Genomic DNA, 22,084 nt, shown 5'->3' on the forward strand with positions numbered 1-22,084 from the left:
TCCCATGATTCTGATACCTTGTTTCATAAAAAAGGATTTCTAGACGGGTCTATTGTAAGCATCCTTCTTTTTCCTGTTTTTTTGTAAGTTTGTATGATCAATTTTTATGGCAGAATATATTCTAGAAAACATCAATATCAGTACACTTTCCGTATATGACCTCCTAAAGCATACTGCAGAAAGTTCATTTATTGGAATCACTGATTTTCATGATGTTTATCCCGTTGCCATTGAAAATAATACGGGAATCTTTACCAAAAAATCTTCATTGCAGGATTTCCCTATGGTTACTATAAGCTTAATCGGAAATTCATTGCTTTGCAGTTGTACCTGTGATCATTCTAAAGTACAGCTTTGTGCTCATCAGACGGAAATTATTCATTGTATTCTGGAAGAGAAAAATTACAGAATCTTCTTTGACGATATACTCCGTAAAAAAACATTAGTATCTAAAGCCAAAAGCTATGGGCTAGAAAACGAACAAGACCTGGATCAGTATTTTCAATTGGAATTGAAAAACGGAAAGCTTGACATTTCGCCCAAGATCAAGGAAATATTTCCCATGGATGAACTGATGCTTCAAAAAGATCTTCTGCCCCAACTTTCATCAAAATTGGATGAATTAGCAGCTTTAGAAACCGGCAAAAGACAAATACTAGTGATCGGAAAACACCGTTACTACAATCATTTGGTATTTACCCTTATGGAAGCAGAGATTACACAAACCGGAAAGATTAAAAATCCTGTTACTTCTGTAGATGCCATGCAGTTGATTTGGAAAGCAGAGAAACCTTTGGATATAAAATTCTACACCGCTATTTCTACTTTTCAGAACAATTATAATGAAGATTATAACCCTGCAGAACTGGAGGCGTTAAAGCTTATTGTAAAAAATCCTCTTGATCTGGAGGTCTATTATCATGATCGTGAAATCGCTGAAACGATCTCTTCAAAGTCTTTGATCGCCGTTAAAATTAACACTTTAGATGCAGAGCTTCAACTATCTGTATTTAAGAAAGATCCATTTTATGAAATCACAGGAGAATTACTATTTAATGACGTTTCTGTTCCTTTTAAAAATGTGATCATCAGAAATGAATATTTTGTATATAACAACAACACTTTCAGCTTTGTAGACCAGCCCGACATGCTCAAAGTCATCAGGTTTTTCAAAGCAAATAATGAGATTTTGTTGATTCATTCTTCAAAATATGAGGGTTTTATGAAGCAAATACTCTCCACACTAGAAGAACGTATACACATCAATTACAGCTATATACAAGAAGCAACAAAAGTACAGCTTGAAGAAAAGGATTTTCAGATAGAAAAGGTTATTTATCTTCGACAACAGGAAAATTATATCGGGATCACCCCTGTTATGAAATATGGACAGGTAGAAGTTCCGGTGTATTCCAGAAAGCAAATTTTTGATACTGATCAGAATGGAAATCCCTTCAAAATAGAAAGAAACGATGCGGCAGAAGCACGCTTCACCTCCTTAGTAATGCAACAGCATCCTGACTTTGAAGAACAGATGGATGGTTACCAATATTTTTATCTGCACAGAGATAAATTCCTTGATGATCATTGGTTTTTAAATGCGTTTGAAGTATGGCGAAATGAAGGGGTCATTATTTTAGGTTTTAATGAATTAAAAAACAACAAACTGAATCCGCACCGCGCCAAAATCAATATTCAGATCACCAGCGGACTGGATTGGTTTAATGCTAAACTAAAAGTAGGTTTTGGTCAGAAAGAAGCCACTTTGAAACAGCTGCACAGAACCATTCGTAATAAAAGTAAATTCGTACAGCTGGATGATGGGAGCATGGGAATTCTTCCTGAAGAATGGATGGATAAGATTGCCGCTTATTTTCAAGCCGGAGAAATTGATGAGGAGCTGCTAAAAATTCCGAAAATCAATTTTACAGAAGTCTCCTCTCTTTTTGAAAAAGAAGTTCTGAGTACTGAAGTTCAGAATGAGCTTACCACTTATTCCACTCAATTTTCAACCGTTAAAACTATTCCAAAGGTCAAAATTCCCACTGAATTACATGCTGAATTAAGAGATTATCAGCATGATGGGTTAAATTGGCTCAATTTCCTTGATGACTTTAATTTTGGCGGATGCCTGGCTGATGATATGGGATTGGGAAAAACCATTCAGATTCTTGCATTTATTCTTTCTCAAAGGGAAAAACGAGGCAGCACCACCCATCTTATTGTGGTTCCTACTTCACTTCTTTTCAACTGGCAAGAAGAAATTAATAAATTCGCTCCTTCCATAAAGGTGTTGGTTCATTATGGGGCGGATCGACAAAAGACAACAGTCCATTTCCCAGAGTATGAAGTGGTCTTAACCAGCTATGGAATGCTGCTTTCCGATATTCGTTTTCTGAAAACTTTTAACTTTAATTATATTTTTCTGGATGAGTCTCAGACGATTAAAAACCCTAATTCAGAAAGATATAAAGCAGCAAGACTTCTACAGGCCAGAAATAGAATTGTATTAACAGGTACTCCTGTTGAAAACAGCACTTTTGATCTTTATAGCCAGCTTTCTTTCGCTTGTCCTGGATTATTGGGCAGCAAACAGTATTTCAAAGATATTTACGCCATTCCTATTGATAAATTTGAGTTCAGTAAACGAGCCATGGAGCTTCAACAGAAAATAAAACCTTTTATTCTTCGCAGAACTAAAAAGCAAGTAGCTAAAGAGCTTCCTGAAAAAACGGAAACTGTTATTTATTGCGAAATGAATGCTGAACAACGCCGAATTTATGATGCCTACGAAAAAGAACTTCGGGAATTTATTGCGGCCAATGATGACGATGATCTCAACAAAAACAGCATCCATGTTCTCACAGGTCTTACAAGGCTCAGACAGATCTGTAATTCTCCTGTATTGATTAAAGAGGGGTATTCCGGAGAGCATGCAGTAAAGATTGAAATTTTGATGGAGCAAATCCTTGGAAAATCGAAAGATCATAAAATCCTGGTATTCTCACAGTTTGTCGGAATGCTCGACTTATTGAAACCGGAGCTGGAACGTCATGGAATTCCTTTCGAATATCTTACCGGACAGACCAAAGACAGGGGTGAAAAAGTGGCTAATTTTCAGGAAAATGAAGACATCCGCGTGTTTTTAATAAGTTTAAAAGCTGGCGGTGTAGGGCTTAATCTCACCCAAGCCGATTACATTTACCTGATCGACCCTTGGTGGAATCCTGCTACCGAAAATCAAGCTATAGACCGAAGTTACCGTATAGGACAAACTAAAAACGTTATTGCTGTCCGTATGATCTGTTCCAATACCGTAGAGGAGAAAATCCTTACTCTTCAGAAAAAGAAGAAATTACTGGCTCAAAACCTTCTCAAAACAGATGGAACAAAATTCCAGGGACTTTCAAAACAAGATCTTCTGGATATTTTGGAATCTAACTAATACATTATCAAATATCTAAAAAAACAAAACCGACAGATAAAATCTGCCGGTAAAAAACAAAAATTGATATGGATATGATTAGATATGTGTTTTTACTTTTTAATCATCTTTTGGGTAATTATTTTTTTATCTTTCGTCTGTATTTTAATCAGATAGTTTCCTGGAATACAACTGCTCATATTCACAGTTTCAGAATTTCCTTCCAAAAGTTTTTGCCCTGAAATAGAATAAACCTCATACTTCTCCAGTCCTTCTTTCATCTTGATGACTGCATTTCCAGATGTTGGATTTGGATATAGCTTGACCTCTATAGGTTTTCCTTTAGAAACTTCTGTCGTAGAAAGGCTTTCTGGCTGTACATTGATGGTATAATCTTCTACTTGACCGATAAACCAACCTGAAGGACAGGCAAGATTTTCCAATGTTCCCATCCATGAACTGGATTCATACGCTTTAACTAACCTAAAACGGGTATTTCCTAATGACGCATTCACAGGAATAGTAATGGTTTCAGAAGTTACTCCTGACTCATGTCCTGAAACAGGGTTGGAACTATCCAGATATCCCAGATTAAACTTTTCATCAGCATCAAACTGATTATTATGGTTAAAATCGATATAGGCATAAGCAGAAACAGTTGTTTGTCCATGCGTTCCACCCGTAACGGTTATTGGATATCCACTGCCGCGATTAACATTGAAAGTGGTTCCTGTAAAGTCTTCTATAACCGGAGAATTTCCATCAATTGGACTATCATTCACTACTCCTGCAAATTCTATCTTGCTTATTTCGCTTACTGTAAGGCTGGTTACATTTTCAGCTCCACAATAAGGAAACGGAAACCCTAGGTTATTTCCTTGAATATTCACTGTATAATCTTCAGTCTGACCAGCTCTTAATCCGGAATCACAAGCAGAATGAATGGAATTCTCAGCATTAGGATCTGAATAAGCCTGTACATTGGTATTTTTAAGAACTCTCATTCTCTTGCTTCCACCTGATACATTTGCAGGAACAGCAATATAACTATCGATGGTAAAAGCATTTGCTGGATTAGCAGCCTCTAACCTGCCTATGTAAAAACCTTCTCCTGCGTCATCAAAACTACCATTTCCATTAAAATCAATATACACCATTACATCACTTGGGAAAGTACTTGACGGCCCTTTTACCGATATTGGATAGGAACTTCCCGCCATCAAATCAGTAGACAAAGAAGTAAAGTCTTCGTATTCCTGAGTATTGGATGAATTTGTTGATGAAGCATTATTGATACTCCCAAAGGTGACATTGCTGATCATATTACTGCCTGCACCATATTGAAAAACCGGAGTGCAGTATTGGGCATCTATGAGCCCGTATAAAATGATCGCAGAAAGAGTAGTTATTTTTTTCATGGAGTTCTTATTTTTTGTTGAGGCAAATTTATATTTATTTAGAATCAATAAAAATAAGAAAGTAATGATATTTGTCAGTTTATAGAGATTTATCAAGATTTAATTATCAAATAAATAATAAAACAACTGTTAATTATATAATTACCAATAAGTTCACTTCTTTATTGAGATTAAATGAAAACTTATATTTATTGCGTCCTAGATTTTAACTGTATTCCCCAGCGTTTTGATAAGTATCTTGATCGTTTAAGTTTTATCAGTTGTTCTTTCTTTATGGAGCTTTGTTGTAAACGCTTTAAAGGTGTATTTTAAGTAGGTTACAGTATTTATTGGGTTTTTCTTGTTTAAAAGGTTTAAAGGCTTAAAACCACCTTAAAAATAGCAAATGGAGTATACAAATAGAAAACATGCTATTGAGAATTTCAAATTTAGCTGATCCTCCATAAAAAAGTTTCTATCGTAATACTCCGATTCTTATGAAGGTATTTCAAAGTTTTAATCCTGACATTAAAGCTTTGTGATGATTTTCTGGATGTATTATTTAGCTTTTGCAGGAAAACTTACAAGTATAATATCTTTATAATAAACAACTAAATATTAATTATTTAAACCTATTTAATTCATTTATTAATTGAATAAACTCTCATCCCAATTAATCCAGATTTATTTCTTCCAGATGAAAGTATATAAAGATCATTTTCCGGTTTTAATAGTACTTATGTCATCTTTAAACGAGTCACTCTTTTATCAGAAGTTTCTTTAATTAACAGTAAAAGACGGCGTATGAAGGGTGCATATTATTTTCCAAATCATTCATGCCTTTCCGCTTCCATATTTACTATTTTTATGAAACCCTTTTAGCCGTCTTTTCTGTACTGATTATGCTTTTTAATTCAGATTTTCAATAAGAATTGCCGAAGCTCCACCACCGCCATTACAAATGGCAGCAATACCATATCGACCTCCTTCCTGGCGCAATACATTGACTAATGTTGCAATAATTCTTGCTCCCGAAGCACCAATCGGATGTCCCATTGCAACAGCACCACCATATATATTAACTTTATTCAAATCATATCCCAGAATTTGCTGGTTGGATAGGATCACGGAAGAATAGGCTTCATTAATTTCAAAATAATCAATATTGGACAAACGCAATCCTGTATTCTTCAGAATTTTTTGAATGGCAACAGATGGAGAGGTAGTAAACCATTCCGGAGATTGCGCGGCATCTGCGTAGGCAACAATTCGAGCCAATGGTTTAAGATGATATTCTTGTATCGCTTGTGAAGATCCAAGCAATATTGCTGCCGCTCCATCATTCAGGTTACTCGAATTGGCTGCTGTGAGAACTCCATCATTTTCAAAAGCCGGTTTCAACAGAGAAATTTTTTCAGGAATCAGCTTATCTATGTCTTCATCCCGATCTACCAGTACAGTTCCTTTCTTTCCTTCAATGGTAATGCTAATTAATTCTTCGTTAAATTTATTTCCGGAAGCTGCTTCCTGAGCTCTTTTATAAGATATCAATGCATAATCATCCAAATGTTGTCTTGTTAAGCCATACTTTTTCACTCCTAATTCTGCAGCACTTCCCATGTGAAAATTATGATACACATCCCATAAACCGTCTTTAATTAAGCCGTCAACAAGTGTAGTATCCCCTAATTTCCGCCCCTGGCGAAGATAATTGTAATGAGGCACATTACTCATGCTTTCCATTCCACCTGTCATAACAAGATTTTCCAATCCAAGTTGAATCTGCTGCGCCCCGATCATGGCAGCTTTCATTCCGGAAGCACATACTTTATTGACAGTAGTAGCATCTTTGTCTACCGGAATTTTCGAAAAAATAGCAGCTTGTCTTGCTGGTGATTGTCCTACTCCTGCGCTCAGTACATTTCCCATATATACACTCTCTATATTTGCGGGAGAGACAGATACACTTTCATAAGTATCCTGTATAGCTATTGCTCCTAACTGAGGAGCAGTAAAACTTGATAAACTTCCCATAAAACCTCCTATAGGAGTTCTTTTGGCTGCCATGATAAATGCTTCTTTCATAGTTTTTATTAATTTTAAAAATATACTAATCGGTATATTTTAGGTTAAAAAATTTTGCTTTTAAAAAAGTCTTCACACAAATATACAAAATATACCAATCGGTATATTGTCAAATAAAAAAAAGTCCTACTCATAAAAAAGTAAGACAATTTATTTTATGCTCTGCTCAATTGATCAAGCTTTTTCAGTAAGGTAGGCATTCTATAAGAGCCATGCATCTGCTCTACATCCAGCTTGATTTGATCCACATCTATCCCTTTAGCCGTTACAAAAAGAGGTGTTTTACTATCTCCACGCAATACGCTTCTTCTTTGAGCATCAGGGGTTGTAAACTCATTTTTAGCGATACCTACCACGGGATATTTTCCTTGTAAAGATTCGTAAAGATATCCTCCTAATCCAATTTTACCATCATTATCAAGAGTCACATATCCATCAACAATGATAATATCTTTTTCTTTTAAAACGATTTTATTCAATAAACTCAGAATACATGGCAATTCTCTTTTGTAAAAGGCTCCGCTTTCATATTCTGAACTGATGGGAGTCTGTTCTGTAAAAACTTCTACTTCCCGGCCAGATTTCCAGTCTTCAAATGCAATACATACAGTATTGGCATAGTCTTCATAATAATAGGTATCAAATGCGTAGATCATCGTATTGATTTATTTCAACCCTCAAAGTAAGGAAATGAAAGTTATTGCATAAGTTAACAGAATCTACAAAGGATCAAGGATTTAATCATCTTAAATAAAAAAATCCTTATTCCTTTGTTTTTTCTGAATGTATTTTAAAATAAACGAAGTAAGGATTACTTTCTGTCTACTACAATTCTTTCAGGTCTGTTAGCAATATCCCAGGCAGTAGTGAAAACCAACTGAGTTCTTTTCTCCAACAGATTATAATCAATCTTATCAGGATCATCCGTTGACTTGTGATAGTCTTCATGAATTCCATCAAAGAAGAATGCTACAGGAACATTATGTTTAGCAAAATTATAGTGATCTGAACGGTAATACAATTGTTGAGGATCATTAAGATCATCATACTTGTAATTCAGTTCCAAATTATTGGTTTTCTTATTAGCTGCTTCATTAATTACTTTAAGCTGCGAGCTTAGCATATCAGAACCTATCACATACACATATTGCTTTCCTCTGTTGTCCGGATCGTCACGCCCAATCATATCAATATTAAGATCTACAACGGTATTCGCCAATGGGAAAACAGGATTGTCTGTATAATATTCTGAACCAAACAAGCCATGTTCTTCTCCTGTTACGTGAAGAAATAAAACAGATCTTTTTGGGCCATTACCTGCTTTTTTAGCTTCCTGGAAGGCTTTAGCCATCTCCATTACAGCAACAGTTCCGCTTCCGTCATCATCAGCTCCATTATACACTACTCCATTTTTTGTTCCTACATGGTCATAATGTGCAGAAACCACCACTATTTCTTCGGGTTTTTCACTTCCTTCAATAAAAGCTAAGATATTTTCAGAATCCGGAAGATTTCCGCCTCCTCTTTTCTTCATAAATGCTGAAGGAACTTTCTGATAGTAAGAACCTAACGCTTTAGGATAAGAAATCTCGAGGCTTTTATAATAGTTAACCATGTATTCTCCTGCTTTTTTCTGCCCTTTGCTTCCTGTATCTCTACCCTCCATCTCATCTGAAGCAATTACATATAGATTCTTCTTTAGGTTTTCGGCTTTGATACTTTTATAAGCATTGGCAAAAGCTTTATCATGTTTTTGAAAAACATGGTTTGGGGCTGTACCATCAGCAACCTGTGTAGTTTTGCAGCTTGTCATCAGCGCAAGAGCAAATAATGGAATAAGTAGTTTTTTCATACAGAATAAATTTCTTAAAAATAACAATTTTTATTGAATCAGAACTATATAATGAAAGATCTTCCCTCTTATTATAGGCCTTCAGGAAGAAATAAAAATATCTTCAGGATTCAGAATATCCAATATTGAACAAATAAACTTAAAATTAACATATATAAAAATATAAACCCTATACACTATCAAATTTTTATTACTTTTGATAGAAATACGAAATTAATGAAAGAAATTCACGGGTTTACCCATTATTCCTTTTTTACAGAAATGTCTGAGCTGGCCATAAAGCATGGTAGCTTTGATCTTTCACTGGGATTACCTGATTTTGATATTGATGATCGGCTAAAATCATTTTTGAAAGAAGCGGCAGATCTTAATACGCATCATTATGAACCTCTTTCCGGAAACCCTTTACTGATACAGAATATCATCAATTTTAACACGGAAAGAAAAAACAATATTTCATTAAAAACAAATGAAATCACCATTGTTCCTTGTGCAACCTTTGCTTTATATACTGCACTTAAATCTATTTTAAATCAGGATGATGAAGTTATTATTATTCAACCTTCCTATTACACTTACGCTCCTGCTGTTGTGATGAATGAAGGCATACCTGTATATTATGATCTGGAAACAGATTTTGCCATAAATTGGGATAAGTTCAGTGCCTGTATTTCAGAAAAAACCAAAGCGATCATTATCAATTCTCCTCAAAATCCGACCGGAAATATCTTGAAAAAGGAAGACTGGAACCAATTATTTGAGTTGATAAAAAACAGGGAAATCTATTTAATTTCTGAGGAAATCTATGATACTTATTGTTTTGATGGAGCAGAACATTACAGTTCTTTTGTTCATCCTGAGCTTAGGAATAGAACGTTTTGTATTTTTTCATTTGGTAAAATGTTTCACACTTCAGGATGGAAAGTGAGCTACATGCTTGCACCTGAAGAGCTAACGGCCTTATTCAGAAGTCATCAACAATATATTTCTTATAGTACTAATGCTCCTGCTCAATATGCGCTGGCAAAATATCTGGAAGTATTTGATCCTTTAGAAGCTCAATCTATTATGCAGAAAAAGCGAGACATTTTCAATGATTTGCTTAAAGAAACCCCTTTATATGTTGAAAAACAAGCTGAAGGAAGTGTTTTTCAGGTAGTGAATTTCAGAAATATATCTAAGACAATGACGGATATAGAGTTCTCCAAATGGCTCACAATTGATAAAAAAGTGGCTTGTCTTCCCCTTTCTGCCTTTTATAATTCCAGACAAAATTCCGATTATATTAGATTTAGCTTTGCAAAAAAGGATGAAGTTATTATTAATGCGTTAGAATATCTTAAGAAAAATTTATAATAGTAAAAAGCTGCTTCTTAGGTTGGAAGACACAAACGGTGTTATAAAATGAGCATATTTTAAGGTGCAAGAAAATCTTAGTTATTTCAACAAAAAGCATTTACATTTCCATATTCTATGGGTAAAAAAATAATTGAGCATTAGCCACTAATATTCTTCTATTTAATTTTATTGCAGATCAATCTTCTTGATTTCAAGTATTCTTTATATTTTAAGTATACAAAAAAACACCGCATTTTAGCGGTGTTTTTCTATTATTCTTTAAGTTGATATTAAAGAGCCAGAACTCTTACATCAATTCTTCTGTTTTTGGCTTTACATTCATCTGTATCATTGGCTTCACAAACCGGATGCTGCGAACCATATCCTTCAGCTTCTATCCTATCGGCAGATACACCTAATTCTAACAACTTTAGTTTTGCTGTTTGAGCTCTCAGGTTAGACAGCTGCTGATTACTTTCCTCATTTCCGCTATTGTCTGTATAACCTCCTAGTTTTATTTTCAGGTCAGGATATGCATTTAGAATTTCGGCAATATTATTCAACTGCATTTCATACCCTGCTTTTAAATCACTTGATCCCGTTTCAAAGTAAAGGTTTTCAATCGTATACCATTTATTAGGATCCAGAATTGATTTATCTTTTTGATTAACGGCATTATAAAGCTGGTACAATTGACTGGATTCACCCAATTCTATTGTTTTTCCGCCCTTCAGTTTTACTTTTTGTAAGTTTCCGGTTTCGTATACAAAGTCTCCGCTTTCATTAAGATGTCCTTTCACTTCCCCCGAAACAATTGGAGTTTTAAGATCTGTGGAAATCCCCGTAGTTCCGGAAATTCCAGTTAAGCTTTCAATTTTTGCCTTTCTGTTCGCTTCAATTTTATCCTTATGCAAGACTGCCAAAGTAGGTGCAATCACCAATGAAACAATTGACATCAGCTTGATTAAAATATTCATTGATGGCCCCGAAGTATCTTTAAACGGATCTCCTACTGTATCTCCGGTTACAGAAGCTTTATGAGGTTCAGAACCTTTATAATAGGTCTGTCCATTGATATCAACCCCTTTTTCAAATGACTTTTTTGCATTATCCCAAGCACCGCCGGCATTATTCTGGAACATCCCCATCAACACACCACATACTGTAGCTCCTGCCAGAAAGCCTCCCAGCACTTCAGGGCCAAAGATAAATCCGATCAACAAAGGTGAAATAATAGCAATAGCTCCCGGTAACATCATCTTGCGGATGGATGCATCAGTAGAAATGGCAACACACTTTTCATATTCAGGCTGGGCTTTTCCTTCCAGAATTCCCGGAATTTCACGAAACTGTCTTCTCACTTCTTCCACCATGGCCATCGCAGCCTGCCCAACTGCTGTAATCGCTAATGAGGAAAATATAAACGGAATCATACCGCCCACAAACAATCCTGCCAGCACATCAGCTCTATAGATATCAATCCCATCAATCCCTGCAATTCCTACAAAAGCGGCAAACAGGGCTAATGCTGTTAATGCTGCTGAAGCAATCGCAAATCCTTTTCCTGTAGCAGCAGTTGTATTTCCTACAGCATCCAGAATATCTGTTTTTTCACGGACTTCCTTAGGAAGCTCACTCATCTCAGCAATACCTCCCGCATTATCAGCTATCGGGCCAAAAGCATCAATAGCCAGCTGCATTGCAGTAGTAGCCATCATTCCGGCGGCTGCAATAGCCACTCCATATAATCCGGCACATAAATAAGATCCATAAATACCTCCTGCCAATACAATGATCGGAAGCAAAGTAGACTCCATTCCTACAGAAAGCCCACCAATAATATTAGTAGCATGTCCGGTTGAAGACTGTCTTACAATACTGGAAACAGGTCTTTTTCCCATAGCTGTATAATATTCAGTAATAATGCTCATTAAGGTTCCTACAACCAATCCTACCATGATCGCTCCAAATACTCCCATTTTAGTAAATTCATGACCTCTTAAAATCATTTTTTCAGGAAGAATATAAGTAACCAAAAAATAAGAAGCGATCGCAGTAATCACAATACTGCCCCAGTTTCCTAAATTCAATGCATTTTGGACACTGGAAGTGGAAGAACCTTCATTGTCATTAATTTTCACAAATAGAGTTCCTATCATTGAAAAGATAATTCCTGTTCCTGCAATCAGCATTGGTAATAAAATCGGAGCAAAACCTCCGAACGAATCATCAGAAACTGTTTCTCTTCCCAATACCATTGTTGCCAATACAGTAGCGACATAAGATCCGAAAAGGTCTGCTCCCATCCCGGCTACATCTCCAACATTATCACCCACATTATCTGCAATAGTTGCTGGATTTCTTGGATCATCCTCCGGAATTCCGGCTTCAACTTTACCTACTAAATCAGCTCCTACGTCTGCCGCTTTTGTATAAATACCACCACCTACTCTTGCAAAAAGAGCAATGGACTCTGCCCCCAAAGAAAATCCGGTAAGAATTTCTATGGTTCTTTCCATTTCATGAGAATCTACTGTGGCTTCAGGTGCAAAAATCTGTTTAATAATCAAAAACAAAGCTCCTAATCCCAATACGGCAAGTCCGGCTACTCCCATTCCCATTACAGAACCTCCTGTAAAAGAAACTTTAAGGGCTTTGGACAATGACGTTCTTGCTGCTTCTGCAGTTCTTACATTGGCTTTAGTTGCAATTTTCATCCCTATAAATCCAGCTGTAGCAGAAAAAATAGCGCCTACCACAAAAGCAAGACCTATACTCCAGTGTGAATTGGCATTAGTAGATCCCATCACTGCCAGGAGAATGGCTACAACGACGACAAAATAGGTTAAGATTTTATATTCGGCTTTTAAGAAAGCCATCGCACCATCAGCAATATGTCCGCTGATTATTTTCATTTTTTCATTTCCTGCATTCTGTTTATTTACCCAGTTGCTCTGAAGAAATGTATAAAGCAAAGCTAAGACACCAAAAATTGGCACTAACACAAATAGATCCATAGTTTAATATTTTTTTGGTAATAGAAAAATAAATATAATAAATAATTACCATCAAAGCATTAAAAAAATCACGGACTTTTCATTACTACACAAAAGAATCTTATAGGTAACTGATTCTTTTTCTGAAAATATTGCAGGTTTAAAATTGTTACAAAAGCTTATGGAATCAGGCTTGAAAATGATTTTAATTTTTAAAACATTAAGGTTTTAAGAGTATTAAGGTAAGCTTCGCTTTAAACAATAAAAACATTTCAAAGGGGGGGCAGATTTTTATATTAAACACTTCAATAACTTCCTTACTCCGGCCTCCAGCTTCCTTACTTTACAAAAAAAAGGATAAACAGTTTCCCGTTTATCCTTTTTGTATGATGTACATCAGAGAATATTATCCTCCAAATTTATCTGCATAGTCTGTTTGAGATGCTTTGATCACTTTTCTTGCATGCTCAGCACCATAAACTTCTTGGATTCTACATTTTGCAGGCTCATCCGGTAAGTTTTTGTACGTTAAGAAGTAGTGCATTAATCTTTTAACTTCTGCTTCTGGTAATTCAGTAATATCTCTGAAGTGTCCGAAAGCATGGTCATTGATCATTACTGCTACAATTTTGTCATCTGCTTCTCCACCGTCAATCATTTTGAAACCTCCAATTGGAATAGCTTCCATCAATAGACCTCCAGCGTGAATATTGTGAGAACTTAAAACACAAATATCAAGTGGATCATGATCTCCCATTGTCACATCAGTTGCTCCTGCTTCTATAGCAAGGTTCATCACTTCTTTATCACAATATGTTCTTGGAACAAAACCATATAAAGCCGGGATGATATTAGAAAATTTCTGAGGCCTGTCTACTTTTAAATATCCTGTTTCTTTATCTACTTCATATTTAATAGTATCTGAAGGAACAATTTCCACAAATACGTTTACAACATTTGGCGCATCTTCTCCTGCAGAAATTCCGTGCCATGGATGTGCTTTAAAATTTGGAATCATTATTTATCTGTTATTTTTTAAGTTATTATTAAAATTTCTTTTCTTAAATCTTCTATTGTTTCAGCAACATAATCATTGCTTTCCATATAGTTCATGATGAAAATCGTTTTGAATTCATCAAGTTTCACTTCTCCTTTCAATCCATCGTAGGTCTTATGAAGAAGGTCTATAATGGCATTTTTAGAATCTACAATATTCTTCCATGAATTCTTCGTTACATAAAGCTGTTGAGAGGAATTATATTCAAACTCTTCATTGATTGCTTTTTCTGTAAGGAAAATAAACTCATGAACTGCCAATCCTTTGTCAAATCTCTGAATCAGGTTAGAAGGTTTTATTCTATCCAGAAACAAGGTCATTCTCTCATAAGAATGCGCTTTATTCTCCGAATTAGACTTCACGGTAAGTAATTTGAGTTCCTGGTTTTTAAGAGTAATATACGAGTGTACAAATTGTCTTAGCAAAACCAAAAAAGGAATTGCAATAATCAATGCAAATGCATAGGGTAAATATCCTGAAAGACTCGTCATAATTTTAGACTGCAAAATTACTAATATTTTCTGATATTACAGTTCAAATAATGCAGGTCTTTGTGTAACTTCATGGTAGCATACGCTGTTTTCATCAAAAAAGTGGTACACCAGGCTTTTTCGGGTTTTATTTTTATCGGTATGAGGTTCTCCGCCGTGAAGAATATTGGCATGCCAGATCAGCATATCACCTTTTTTAGCTCTGAAAATCTCTTTCTTCAGTCCCAATTCTTTCACCTTGTTCTCCAAAAATTCTTCATAAGCTTTATAGCTCTTCTTCCCTATTTTCAAAGCTGTACCTTCATTATCATAGTCTGAATTCAGAAAATAAGGTAATTTGTGGCTTCCGGGAATATAATGCAATGCACCATTAGTTTCATCTACATCTTCCAGAGCAATCCATACTCCTAACAGTCCGCCCAATGGGAATGTTGTCATGTGAATACTATCAGAATGGGTTTTCTGCTGGCTACCGTTAATAAAGTTGATGCTTTGAAATAATTTGGCTTTACCATCAAGCAAAACAGACAAAAATTCCAACAATTCTTTATCACTTCCAATATTTCTGATGATTTCCGAATGGTGAATCGCAAACATCAGTTTTCCGCCATATCGAAATTGTAAAGTTCCGTCCTTCATAAGCTTCTCAATCTCAATATTGATATTTTCAGCGGTTTCCGGGCTAATAAAGTTCCTCAGGATCATGTAGCCGTTATCATCATAGTGAAGGGCACTTTCCTTATTCTCTTCTGATAATTTTTTAAAAAAAGCAGTGGATGAAAGTTTTCCCTCGCCAATACTTCTTTCCGTTTGAGGAAGATGAGCGAAATCTTTACTTGAGATACTTGAAAAATAACTCTTGTTGATTCCGTACTTTTTATATAATGGAATATTATGCTTTAACTTGCTCTTTTTAAAGAAATTATAAAGCATATATGATAATTTATAATTACGAATTTGTTGTAACATAACGGTTATTAATATGTGTTTTATAAAGGTACGGAATAATACTAGATTAGAACCAATCTAAACAATGCTTTTTATCATTAAAAAATCCTTCCTTTTACCATTAAAGAGCCTAATTTTTTAAATAGATCTTTTTTAGAGTGTTCTATCATTCCGTAAGGTTTAAGTTCCGGGCGAAATCCTCTGAAAAATTCTTCAATATTTGGAATATCTCCCCCTTCAAAATCAAAGATATTGGTTTCAATAGTTTCTTTAATAACATGATCAATCAATACGGATGCTCCGGATAATTTAACATATTCTTTATCACTGAAGTTCCCCAAAAGAGCAACCATATCACAATCTGAATAGGTAGCAATCGCATTAATTATTTTTCCCTGGTAATAAAAGGCCAGGAAATTCAAATATTTCAGACGATAAAACGTTTCATACAACTCCAAAAATCCGGATAAATCACTTTCTTTACTCAATCCTATGATATGGGTTTCTATAAAAGACTTCACTTCATCATAAGAAACGGATTTTATCTCGGAATGATTCAAAACTTCTTCATCCAATCTTAACTTTCTTTTTCTTTTAGGAGAATATCTGGCGTAAACCGCTTCATAAATATCAGGATAAATCAAAAAGTTCTTCTTTATTCTGAATGTTGAACGAAGCTCATTGCTATCATTAAAAGGATAGGCTCTTATCAAATAATGCCCTTCCAGAAAGGCTAAAAATTTTTCATTAAGGTTGACATCATCGCTAGTGGAAAAGACTCCTAATTGCTGGCAAAGTTTAGGATTATGAACGATTTTAACACCATACTTTCTTACAAAAGGAATTGGCATTACCGCTTCATAATCATTGTACACAAGGACTTCCCATTGTTTTTGGGTAGTTATATCTAAAAAGTCCTTTGTTGCCGAGTATTTTCTTTGCTTAGAAAGGTGTAAGCATTGAGAATATTTTACAAAGTCAATTTCATTATATTTCAATCTTCTAATCATAATAATCCTGCGTCCGAAAAGCTAAAATATGAATTTTGTGTGATGATGATATGATCTAAAAGCTGAATGCTTAATATTGCCCCGCCTTCTTTTATTTTTTGGGTAATGTTCATATCTTCTTTGCTTGGCTTCAGGCTTCCTGAAGGATGATTGTGAGCGATAATCACTCCTGTGGAGAAGTGTTCAAGTGCTGTTTTAAAAAGAACTCTAACATCTACAATAGACTGGCTGATTCCGCCTTGGGTTAATTGTGAAGTATGGATCACTTTATTGCTATTATTTAGAAAGATGGCCCAAAATTCTTCAGTTCTTAAATCTGACAAATTATTTTTGAGGATTGAATAGGCATCATTACTATTTCCAATCACTGTTCGCTCAGGAATTTCCTGACCGGCTCTTCTTCTTCCAATTTCTAAAGCGGTAATGATGGATATGGCTTTAGCCTCTCCTATTCCTTTGAACTTCATCAGATCTTTAAGAGAAAGTAAGCTTAGCTGATGCCAATTATTGTTGACAGATGCTAAAATCTTTCTGGCCAGTTCTACCACACTTTCTTCTCTATTTCCACTTCCCATAATAATCGCTAAAAGTTCAGAATCGGAAAGTGAACCCTTACCTTTTTGTAAGAATTTCTCCCGTGGTCTGTCGTCTTCTGCCAAAAGTTTTAAGGACATGGTAATCGGTTTAAATGATAGATAGAATAATTAATTAATAGAATGCATATAAGATGATAGGCTTCTGCGACTTGTCAATATATTTTGCAGTTTCTTTAAAAGCATTGATTGAAAGCATCGGACATCCCAGACTTAAAGCGGCAGGCTTCTCCGATTCTACATCAGAAACACTGCTAAAGGAATGAAGTACAATGGCTCTCTGCATAGCATTATCGTTGGTAGAATCCAGTCCTTTTAAACGGTAAGCTTTTCCAAATTGCCCTGTATAACTTCCTCCAATCGCATATTTACCCAATGAAGATTGATAGGATCCTTCTACATTACTAAACTTTAAAGCATTTGATCCTGAAATCACAGATCCTGAACCATGAGCTACAATAGCTTTTTGTATGACTTTATTATTTTTCAGATCGTAGATGAAGTAACGGTATTTTCCGGATGGAATTTTAAAGTTAATAAAAACTGCCAGCTCCTGATTGTAATCTTTATCTTTAATATATTTTTTAATTTCTTCAATTTTGGATGAAGGCAGGCTCGGCACTGCAGCCTGCTGCGATTCAGCTTTTGAGCACGAAACTAAAAGTATAAAAAGAAAAATAAAGTGTTTCATCATCTGTATAAGAAGGTTATTCTATAATCATTCCGTCTTTCATGACAAGCTTACGGTCGGTAATTTCAGCCAGATTTGGGTTATGGGTAACAATCACAAAGGTTTGGTTATACTTATCTCTAAGGTCAAAAAACAGCCTGTGAAGATCATCCGCATTTTTTGAATCCAGGTTACCTGTAGGTTCATCAGCAAAGATAATTTTTGGTGAATTGATTAAAGCTCTTGCAACGGCTACCCTTTGCGCTTCTCCACCGGAAAGCTGGTTGGGTTTATGATTCAGTCGTTGTTCGATTTTAAGATCCTCAAACAAAGCATACGCTTTTTCCATAGCCTCTCTTTCATTAGCACCTGCAATTCTTGTAGGAAGCAAAACATTTTCCAAAGCAGTAAATTCAGGAAGCAATTGATGAAACTGAAATACAAAACCGATATTCTGATTTCTGAATTTTGATAACTGCTTATCATTCATATTGATAAATGATTCGCCTGCGATCTCAATTTCAGTATCATACTTTCCGGATTGAGTGGGATGATCCAATGTTCCTAAAATCTGTAGCAATGTTGATTTACCTGCTCCGGATTCTCCTACAATAGAAACCACTTCCCCTACTTTAATGTGAATATCAACTCCTTTCAGTACTTCTAAATTCCCATAAGACTTATGGATATTTCTTGCTTTAATCATGATTCAAAAATAGTAAATATAAATAGAACAAAATAATATTGTAACTATAAATATAGTAATTCCATCTGCTATTAAAAGCCAATAATCAATGGAAAAGTATTCAAAATAATCTTATTAACTTCTTGTCTGTTGTATGTAGTACTTTCCTATAGCGGTATTCTTTATCTATAGTATAAGATTTTCCTTCCAATACATACGTAAGCTTTAGATTTAAATTATAAGCTGAATGATCACAATTGACATAAAAATACCTTGCAGCAGCGCTATGATGAATGATTTCATTGGAAGATTGTTTAAAGAGAATACCTTTACTGCTCTGTAAGTTCTCCACATCCAAAGGAATTTCTTTTCCTTCTGAACTCAGAGTTACTTTAATCTTATCAATAACAACTGTGGGCTCAGGTTTATTCTCTTTCTTATCATCAGTAAATAAAAAGGTATTAATTGTGTAATAAATATCACCGTCTTCGCTTCTCAAACTTGGACTTAAACTAAAAACATTATTTTCTGAAAAAATAGTATTTTCTCCGGATTCCGATTCTAAAACATATTCAGAATTACTTGCTAAAAAAAATAAACCTAATATACCAAGCACAATTATAACACAAACAGCCCCTATCTTATTCATCGTCTTTTATTTTATAACTTCTCGAAAATCATTCCCTAAATATAATGTTTTTTATGAAGAAAAGCGTGATATCAAAACGTTTCACTGATCTATTCTCTATTTAGTTTTTTTCTTTAACTCCCAAAAACAAAAAGCCTCCCGATTGGGAGGCTTTATTATTTTCAATTCAGAAAATTACAGTAACAAAGTTAATGGATTTTCTAAATATGTTCTTAAGGTTTGTAAGAATTGTGCACCTGTAGCACCATCTACTACTCTGTGGTCACATGCTAATGAAAGCTTCATTGTGTTACCTACTACAATCTGACCATTCTTAACGATTGGCTTCTCGATAATAGCTCCTACTGAAAGGATCGCAGAATTTGGTTGGTTGATGATACTTGTAAATGTTTCAATTCCGAACATTCCAAGGTTAGAAATAGAGAATGTAGATCCTTCCATTTCGTTAGCTTTAAGGCCTTTGTTCTTAGCTCTTGAAGCCATATCTTTTACAGCTGCAGAGATCTGAGTGTAAGACATTTGATCTGTATTCTTCAATACAGGAACTACTAATCCGTCAGGAATAGCTACTGCCACTCCAACGTTAATATTTCCTCTGTGAATAATCTTATCTCCTGCCCAGCTTGAATTTACCTGTGGGTGTTTTCTTAAAGCAATAGCTGTTGCTTTAATGATCATATCATTGAATGAAATCTTCGTATCTGGAATAGAGTTGATCTCTTTTCTAGCTTCGATCGCTTTATCCATGTTGATTTCAACCATCAGATAGTAGTGTGGAGCAGAGAACTTACTTTCAGAAAGACGTTTTGCGATAACGTTTCTTACTTGTGAGTTTGGAGTTTCTGTATCTTCTCCTTGTACAAAGCTTACAGCAACCTGAGCAGCAGCACTTGCAGCCGGAGCTGAAGCTGCTGGTTTTGCAGCTGGCTGATAGTTTTCAATATCTTTTTTAACGATTCTTCCGTTTTCACCTGAACCCTGAACAGTATTGATGTCAACTCCTTTATCCTGAGCCATTTTCTTAGCCAATGGAGAAATTGCAACTCTGTCAGAAGATGAAGTATTAGCAACCGGAGCAGCTTTTTCTTCCGTTTTAGCTTCTGCTTTCTGTTCAGCTGGTTTTTCTGATGCCGAAGAAGCAGCTTTAGGAGCTCCTACCGCTGAAACATCAGTTCCTGCAGGGCCAATAATAGCCAATACAGTGTCAACCGGAGCTGCACCACCTTCTTCTACTCCTTGCTTCAATAGTACTCCATTGAATTCAGATTCGAAGTCTTGTACTGCTTTATCTGTTTCGATTTCAGCAAGAAGATCACCTTCTTTTACTGTATCGCCAATATTTTTGTGCCATTTAGCAACCTTACCTTCCGTCATTGTATCAGAAAGTCTTGGCATTGTAATCACTTCTACTCCTGCCGGAATTTCCGCTGAAGCAGTTTCCACAGTTTCTGCCTTAGGCTGTTCTTGTGATTTTGTTTCTTCAGTACCTGCAGCCGGAGCAGCAGCTCCACCTGTTAATCCTGAAATATCTTCTCCTTCATTACCGATAATTGCTAAAATAGAATCTACAGCAGCTCCTGCACCTTCTTCTACACCAATGTATAAAAGGGTACCTTCTACTTCAGATTCGAAATCCTGAACTGCTTTGTCAGTTTCAATTTCAGCTAAAATATCTCCTTCCTTTACTTTATCGCCTACTTTTTTATGCCATTTTGCCACTTTACCCTCCGTCATAGTGTCGGAAAGGCGGGGCATCGTAATTACTTCTGCCATAATTTATTTTAATTTGAAAATTTAGCAATCTGAAAATTTGAAAATTAAAAAAGGACATACTATATCACATTTTCAAATTCTCAAATTGTCAAATTAACTCATTATCTTTTTAGTTTTCTAATTTGTCTAAGAATGGATAATCTTCCTGAGCGTATACATACTCATAGATTTTCTCAGCATCTGGATATGGAGAATTTTCCATAAACTCGATGCACTCCTCAACAAAGTCTCTCGACTTGTTATCCATAGCTTCCAATTCAGCTTCAGTAGCCCATCCGTTTTCAAGAATTCTGTGTTTCACCAATTCGATTGGGTCATCATTCTTGTGAACAGCTACTTCTTCTTTAGATCTATATGGCTCAGCATCAGACATAGAGTGACCTCTATAACGATATGTTCTCGCTTCAATGAATGTAGGCCCGTCTCCTCTTCTTGCTCTTTCAATAGCTTCGTAAGCAGCTTCAGCTACTTTTACCGGATCCATTGCATCTACAGCAAGACAAGGCATTTCGTACCCTAATCCTAATTTATAGATATCTTCGTGGTTAGCAGTTCTTTTTACAGAAGTTCCCATTGCATATTGGTTGTTTTCTACCACAAATACTACAGGAAGCTTCCAGTTCATTGCCATGTTGAATGTCTCATGTAATGAACCTTGTCTTGCAGCACCATCTCCGAAGAAACAAATGTTTACAGCTTTTCTGTCGAAATATTTATCTGCAAAAGCAATACCTGCTCCCAATGGAATTTGTCCTCCAACAATACCATGACCTCCGTAGAAACGGTGCTCTTTACTGAAAATGTGCATAGATCCACCCATACCTCCGGATGTACCTGTAGCTTTACCACAAAGTTCAGCCATGATTCTCTTAGGATCTACTCCCATCGCCATTGGATGGATGTGACATCTGTAAGCAGTAATCATACTGTCTTTTGTAAGATCCATTGCATGTGTAAAACCAGCAGGAATAGCTTCCTGACCATTATACAAATGTAAAAATCCTCTGATCTTTTGTTTTAGGTAAAGAGAACGGCATTTGTCTTCAAACCTTCTCCACATTGTCATATCTTCATACCACTTCAGGTATACCTCTTTAGAAAATTCTTTCATGTGTT

The 22,084-nt window shown here is 35.5% G+C and carries 17 protein-coding genes; 2 read left to right on the plus strand and 15 right to left on the minus strand.

What is annotated here, in order from left to right:
• Window positions 1-106 precede the first annotated feature (106 nt).
• The gene (locus GTR01_RS13250) at window positions 107-3,445 is read left to right on the plus strand and encodes a DEAD/DEAH box helicase (protein ID WP_160138309.1); all 3,339 of its coding nucleotides are present in this window, start codon (window positions 107-109) and stop codon (window positions 3,443-3,445) included.
• A gap of 92 nt (window positions 3,446-3,537) precedes the next feature.
• Here the strand turns inward: GTR01_RS13250 and GTR01_RS13255 are convergent, their stop codons facing one another.
• From GTR01_RS13255 to GTR01_RS13270, 4 genes are all read right to left on the minus strand, one after another.
• Window positions 3,538-4,842, minus strand: a complete 1,305-nt coding sequence (locus GTR01_RS13255; RefSeq protein ID WP_160138310.1) for a T9SS type A sorting domain-containing protein — start codon at window positions 4,840-4,842, stop codon at window positions 3,538-3,540.
• An 888-nt stretch (window positions 4,843-5,730) separates the two neighbouring features.
• Window positions 5,731-6,906 carry an acetyl-CoA C-acyltransferase gene (locus tag GTR01_RS13260; protein ID WP_160138311.1) on the minus strand — a complete coding sequence of 392 codons (1,176 nt, stop codon included), beginning with the start codon at window positions 6,904-6,906 and terminating at the stop codon, window positions 5,731-5,733.
• Window positions 6,907-7,061: 155 nt separating this feature from the next.
• On the minus strand, window positions 7,062-7,562 hold the full coding sequence (locus tag GTR01_RS13265; protein ID WP_160138312.1) for an endonuclease V: 501 nt from the start codon (window positions 7,560-7,562) through the stop codon (window positions 7,062-7,064).
• Between the two features lie 155 nt (window positions 7,563-7,717).
• On the minus strand, window positions 7,718-8,758 hold the full coding sequence (locus GTR01_RS13270; protein ID WP_160138313.1) for a M28 family metallopeptidase: 1,041 nt from the start codon (window positions 8,756-8,758) through the stop codon (window positions 7,718-7,720).
• Between the two features lie 216 nt (window positions 8,759-8,974).
• On the opposite strand from GTR01_RS13270, the gene GTR01_RS13275 reads away from it, so the two are divergent.
• On the plus strand, window positions 8,975-10,114 hold the full coding sequence (locus GTR01_RS13275) for an aminotransferase class I/II-fold pyridoxal phosphate-dependent enzyme (RefSeq protein WP_160138314.1): 1,140 nt from the start codon (window positions 8,975-8,977) through the stop codon (window positions 10,112-10,114).
• 272 nt (window positions 10,115-10,386) lie between these two features.
• Here GTR01_RS13275 and GTR01_RS13280 read toward each other — a convergent pair whose 3' ends face one another.
• From GTR01_RS13280 to pdhA, 11 genes are all read right to left on the minus strand, one after another.
• Entirely contained in the window at window positions 10,387-13,113 is a 2,727-nt protein-coding gene (locus tag GTR01_RS13280) for a sodium-translocating pyrophosphatase (protein ID WP_160138315.1), read from the minus strand.
• 385 nt (window positions 13,114-13,498) lie between these two features.
• A complete protein-coding gene (locus GTR01_RS13285; protein WP_160138316.1) occupies window positions 13,499-14,110 on the minus strand; it encodes an inorganic pyrophosphatase in 612 nt (203 codons plus the stop codon).
• A gap of 17 nt (window positions 14,111-14,127) precedes the next feature.
• Window positions 14,128-14,640, minus strand: coding sequence for a hypothetical protein (locus tag GTR01_RS13290; protein WP_066699697.1), 513 nt, complete (start codon window positions 14,638-14,640; stop codon window positions 14,128-14,130).
• A gap of 36 nt (window positions 14,641-14,676) precedes the next feature.
• The gene (locus tag GTR01_RS13295; protein ID WP_228452236.1) at window positions 14,677-15,573 is read right to left on the minus strand and encodes a phytanoyl-CoA dioxygenase family protein; all 897 of its coding nucleotides are present in this window, start codon (window positions 15,571-15,573) and stop codon (window positions 14,677-14,679) included.
• Window positions 15,574-15,686: 113 nt separating this feature from the next.
• Entirely contained in the window at window positions 15,687-16,598 is a 912-nt protein-coding gene (locus tag GTR01_RS13300) for a hypothetical protein (protein WP_160138318.1), read from the minus strand.
• Window positions 16,595-17,272: a RadC family protein gene (radC, locus tag GTR01_RS13305; protein ID WP_160138319.1), complete on the minus strand. Its 678-nt coding sequence runs from the start codon at window positions 17,270-17,272 to the stop codon at window positions 16,595-16,597. The genes GTR01_RS13300 and radC overlap by 4 nt, the downstream gene beginning before the upstream one ends.
• Before the next feature lie 34 nt (window positions 17,273-17,306).
• On the minus strand, window positions 17,307-17,885 hold the full coding sequence (locus tag GTR01_RS13310; RefSeq protein WP_160138320.1) for a murein L,D-transpeptidase catalytic domain-containing protein: 579 nt from the start codon (window positions 17,883-17,885) through the stop codon (window positions 17,307-17,309).
• Between the two features lie 13 nt (window positions 17,886-17,898).
• Window positions 17,899-18,567, minus strand: coding sequence for an ABC transporter ATP-binding protein (locus GTR01_RS13315; protein WP_115968897.1), 669 nt, complete (start codon window positions 18,565-18,567; stop codon window positions 17,899-17,901).
• 100 nt (window positions 18,568-18,667) lie between these two features.
• The gene (locus tag GTR01_RS13320; protein WP_160138321.1) at window positions 18,668-19,195 is read right to left on the minus strand and encodes a hypothetical protein; all 528 of its coding nucleotides are present in this window, start codon (window positions 19,193-19,195) and stop codon (window positions 18,668-18,670) included.
• A gap of 174 nt (window positions 19,196-19,369) precedes the next feature.
• A complete protein-coding gene (locus GTR01_RS13325; RefSeq protein ID WP_160138322.1) occupies window positions 19,370-20,968 on the minus strand; it encodes a pyruvate dehydrogenase complex dihydrolipoamide acetyltransferase in 1,599 nt (532 codons plus the stop codon).
• Window positions 20,969-21,077: 109 nt separating this feature from the next.
• Window positions 21,078-22,079 (minus strand): pyruvate dehydrogenase (acetyl-transferring) E1 component subunit alpha, encoded by a 1,002-nt coding sequence (pdhA, locus tag GTR01_RS13330; protein ID WP_160138323.1) that lies wholly within the window; start codon window positions 22,077-22,079, stop codon window positions 21,078-21,080.
• Window positions 22,080-22,084: the final 5 nt, after the last annotated feature.

The sequence above is a fragment of the Chryseobacterium sp. c4a genome, from assembly GCF_009900745.1.
Classification (GTDB): Bacteria; Bacteroidota; Bacteroidia; order Flavobacteriales; family Weeksellaceae; genus Chryseobacterium.

Excerpts from the sequence above, each read along its gene's own strand:
- GTR01_RS13250 (WP_160138309.1), top strand. The coding sequence starts at position 107 with ATGGCAGAATATATTCTAGAAAACATCAATATCAGTACACTTTCCGTA.
- GTR01_RS13255 (WP_160138310.1), bottom strand. The coding sequence starts at position 4,842 with ATGAAAAAAATAACTACTCTTTCTGCGATCATTTTATACGGGCTCATA.
- GTR01_RS13260 (WP_160138311.1), bottom strand. The coding sequence starts at position 6,906 with ATGAAAGAAGCATTTATCATGGCAGCCAAAAGAACTCCTATAGGAGGT.
- GTR01_RS13265 (WP_160138312.1), bottom strand. The coding sequence starts at position 7,562 with ATGATCTACGCATTTGATACCTATTATTATGAAGACTATGCCAATACT.
- GTR01_RS13270 (WP_160138313.1), bottom strand. The coding sequence starts at position 8,758 with ATGAAAAAACTACTTATTCCATTATTTGCTCTTGCGCTGATGACAAGC.
- GTR01_RS13275 (WP_160138314.1), top strand. The coding sequence starts at position 8,975 with ATGAAAGAAATTCACGGGTTTACCCATTATTCCTTTTTTACAGAAATG.
- GTR01_RS13280 (WP_160138315.1), bottom strand. The coding sequence starts at position 13,113 with ATGGATCTATTTGTGTTAGTGCCAATTTTTGGTGTCTTAGCTTTGCTT.
- GTR01_RS13285 (WP_160138316.1), bottom strand. The coding sequence starts at position 14,110 with ATGATTCCAAATTTTAAAGCACATCCATGGCACGGAATTTCTGCAGGA.
- GTR01_RS13290 (WP_066699697.1), bottom strand. The coding sequence starts at position 14,640 with ATGACGAGTCTTTCAGGATATTTACCCTATGCATTTGCATTGATTATT.
- GTR01_RS13295 (WP_228452236.1), bottom strand. The coding sequence starts at position 15,573 with ATGCTTTATAATTTCTTTAAAAAGAGCAAGTTAAAGCATAATATTCCA.
- GTR01_RS13300 (WP_160138318.1), bottom strand. The coding sequence starts at position 16,598 with ATGATTAGAAGATTGAAATATAATGAAATTGACTTTGTAAAATATTCT.
- radC (WP_160138319.1), bottom strand. The coding sequence starts at position 17,272 with ATGTCCTTAAAACTTTTGGCAGAAGACGACAGACCACGGGAGAAATTC.
- GTR01_RS13310 (WP_160138320.1), bottom strand. The coding sequence starts at position 17,885 with ATGATGAAACACTTTATTTTTCTTTTTATACTTTTAGTTTCGTGCTCA.
- GTR01_RS13315 (WP_115968897.1), bottom strand. The coding sequence starts at position 18,567 with ATGATTAAAGCAAGAAATATCCATAAGTCTTATGGGAATTTAGAAGTA.
- GTR01_RS13320 (WP_160138321.1), bottom strand. The coding sequence starts at position 19,195 with ATGAATAAGATAGGGGCTGTTTGTGTTATAATTGTGCTTGGTATATTA.
- GTR01_RS13325 (WP_160138322.1), bottom strand. The coding sequence starts at position 20,968 with ATGGCAGAAGTAATTACGATGCCCCGCCTTTCCGACACTATGACGGAG.
- pdhA (WP_160138323.1), bottom strand. The coding sequence starts at position 22,079 with ATGAAAGAATTTTCTAAAGAGGTATACCTGAAGTGGTATGAAGATATG.